Annotated in this window: 1 protein-coding gene; it reads left to right on the top strand. The window is 44.4% G+C overall.

Translation table 11 applies throughout. From position 1 onward, the window contains the following. Positions 1-282: 282 nt before the first annotated feature. Positions 283-3,243, top strand: coding sequence for a TonB-dependent hemoglobin/transferrin/lactoferrin family receptor (locus Q0546_RS01725; protein ID WP_298789964.1), 2,961 nt, complete (start codon positions 283-285; stop codon positions 3,241-3,243). The last annotated feature ends 148 nt before the right edge of the window (positions 3,244-3,391 follow it).

Below are 3,391 nucleotides of genomic sequence, written 5' to 3'. Positions count from 1 at the left end.
AGTTTTGCCGAGATAGGCAGCTTTATAGCGCTCACTTTGATTTGCGTTTGTATTTTGACGGACGCGGATTTTGTCTTAAATTTACTAAATTTGCTTAAGCAAAATATTATCCTATTTGCAACGGTTTTACCAACAGCAACCCTTTTATTTCTTAATATAAAAAATTGATTTATAATTTTTAAATTAAATTCCAATCTTTTAATCAAACTATAAACAAATATTTATTATCATTTCGCATTTAAGAGCAAATGAATATCAAAACTATCGTTAATAAGGACAGAAATGAATCATCTTAAATTTTCTCTTGCCGCTTTGCTTCTTTTGTCAAATTTAAATGCAAAAGAGGCCGAAGTCGAGCTAAAAGAAGTAACGGTTAGCGGCGAAGCAGGCGCTGAGAATGATCCGATGCAAAAAAAAGTCGGCCAAAGCGTAAAAAGCGCCAAAGAACTAACCAAAACGCAGGTTTCTGATAACAAAGACCTAGTGCGATACGAAACGGGCGTAACAACCGTGGAGGCTGGGCGTTTCGGTCAGAGCGGCTACGCGATAAGAGGTGTGGAGGAAAACCGCGTGGCTATCACCGTTGACGGCCTCCATCAGGCTCAGACGCTAAGCTCGCAAGGCTTTAAGGAGCTATTTGAAGGATACGGAAACTTTAACAACACCCGCAACGGCGTGGAATTTGAAACGCTAAAACAAGCAACTATTTCAAAAGGCGCAGACTCAGTTCGCACGGGCTCAGGCTCTCTTGGTGGCTCCGTGATGTTTGAAACAAAAGACGCAAGGGATCTTTTGCTAGATAAGGACTATTTTTACGGCTACAAGGGCGGCTACAACACCGCCGATAATCAAACCATGCACTCGCACACCCTAGCCGGTAGGTTTAAGTGGTTTGACATCCTAGCCGTACAAACCAAGCGCAGACATCACGAGACGGAAAACTACGGTTACAAGGGTTATGACGATAGCGTGCTAGGTAGAACCAGAGAAAAGGCCGACCCGTACTACATCAAAAAGACGAGCAGCCTCATTAAGCTAGGCTTCCAGCCTCACGAGGAGCATAGATTTACCTTTATGTCAGATACCTACAAAAACCGATCTCAAGGCAAAGACCTATCATACACGCTTACGCTTTCTAGCAACAGGGACGAGATCATAGATACCGGTCTAAGATACAACGACGATATGATGGATAGGAAAAATCGCGCTTTTGCCTATGAAAATTTTAGCGAAACTCCGTTGTGGGATACGATGAAATTTACATACTCCAACCAAAAAATCAAATCCCGCGCCAGAACCGAGGAGCACTGCCAAGCAGGAGAAAACTGCGCTGAAATTTCAAATCCTATCGGACTTCAGGTTAAAAACAACAAGGTTGTCGATAAGTACGGCGGCGAAGTAACCTTGCAAAGAACCCAAGAAGTAGATCCGCAGTACGGCGGACTAACGTGGGTAAACAGACTCGTAGATAGCCAAGGAGCCGTCCATGATCAGAATAAATTTAGCATCAATCAAAACGTAAACAACACGTGGCTTGACTGTTCGGTATTTGACTGCTCCCGGCCAAACATCGACGTGCTAAAATACGACTATGCCACCGACCAGTACGTCAAATCAACCGTTCCACTAGATAAAAGCTACACCGACGCAAGCACGGGCAAGACCTTTAAACAAAGCTCGCAGAGCGGATATCTCATCACTCCATACGGCCAAGGCTACATAAGCCGCGACTGGAAAGAGCGCGATCTGGACACGAACACCAAACAGTTTAACCTAGACTTTAACAAATACGCCAAAACGGGTGACGTAGAGCACGATATCGCATACGGACTAAGCTTTGCTAAAACCGAAAAATCCATGACAAACAAGCAAGGCTACGACACTACAAACAATCAGTGGTGGGCGCCTAAGACTCTAGGTACGGATTTTACCGGTACGCCGTATACGTGCGAAAACGCGCCGCTAACGCTACTTTACGCGCTTTGCCCTAGAACCGAGCCTCTCACGTCTTTTCTCATCCCGGTTAAAACAAAAGAAGGCGCACTATACCTCAACGACGATATGCGAGTAAACGACTGGTTGGGGATAAATTTAGGCTATCGCTACGACAAGATAAAATATAAACCAAACTACGTCCCGGGCTCTACGCCTAAAATCCCGGACGATATGGTGTTAGGTCTTTTCGTACCGTATAATCCTAGCCCAGAGCCAAAATGGTGGGACTATGCAGATAGAGACGAGTGGAAAATAGCCCACGACGCATGGAAGCAAGAAGCGCCTAATAACGCGCTGGCAAACATAAAATACATCGCTAGGGATAAAAAATTTACGAATAGCTCTTATGCCATCGGAGCCGATATCGATCCGCTGGATTACTTTAGGATACAGCTAAAATACTCCAAAGGCTTTAGAGCGCCGACTTCGGACGAGCTATATTTGGCGTTTAAGCATCCTGATTTTACCATCCAGCCAAATCCGGATCTAAAACCCGAAATAGCTAAGACAAAAGAGCTTGCATTGACGCTACACGAGGACAAGAGCTTTATAACAACTAGCTTTTTTGAGACCAAATACGATAACTTTATCGATCTAATCTCGCTAGGTACTAAAAGCTATTCCACGGGAGGCGGCGGCAACACCATACCTTTTGCGCTATACGGCAACGTAAACCGTAGCAAAGCTACCGTACGCGGCTTTGAGATAAACTCTATGTTACATTTCGGTCAAATTTCAGACTCGCTAAAGGGCTTTCACGCTAGCTACAAGCTAACGATGCAAAAAGGCAGGGTACAAACCGATAACGACGGCAAAGTACCGATGAACGCTATACAGCCGACCACTGCGATCTATGGTCTAGGCTACGCAAGCCCGGCGGATAAATTCGGCGCCGATATCTATGTAACTAACGTCGCATCTAAAAAAGCAAAAGACACCTATAATATGTTCTGGCGCCTAGACACCGACCCGTATGGCAATCCGTATAATACAAACAGCCACTCTAAATGGCGAAGCAATGCCTACACCCTAGTAGATGTCGTAACTTACGTGCGCCCGATTAAAAATTTGACGTTTAGACTGGGCGTTTACAACCTAACCAACGAAAAATACATCACTTGGGACGCTGCACGCTCCATCAGGCCGTTTGGCACCATGAACATGATCGATAGAACCACTGGTTTAGGTATAAATCGCTTCTACTCTGCGGGCAGAAATTTCAGACTAAACTGGGAATTTACGTTCTAAACCGCATTTTATTCAGACGGGCTCTTGCCCGTCTCTTGCTTTTATTCTTATATACTTTCCATTTTTAAAGATATTAAATTTACCGTCAAATTTGACCGTAAATTTGGAAGTTATAAAATCGCCAAACCAAGATCATCTCCAGGTTCGG

The sequence above is a fragment of the uncultured Campylobacter sp. genome (genome assembly GCF_937997465.1).
Classification (GTDB): Bacteria; Campylobacterota; Campylobacteria; order Campylobacterales; family Campylobacteraceae; genus Campylobacter_A.
The sequence above is the reverse complement of the archived record's forward strand: the minus strand, read 5'-3'. Positions and strand labels throughout refer to the sequence as shown.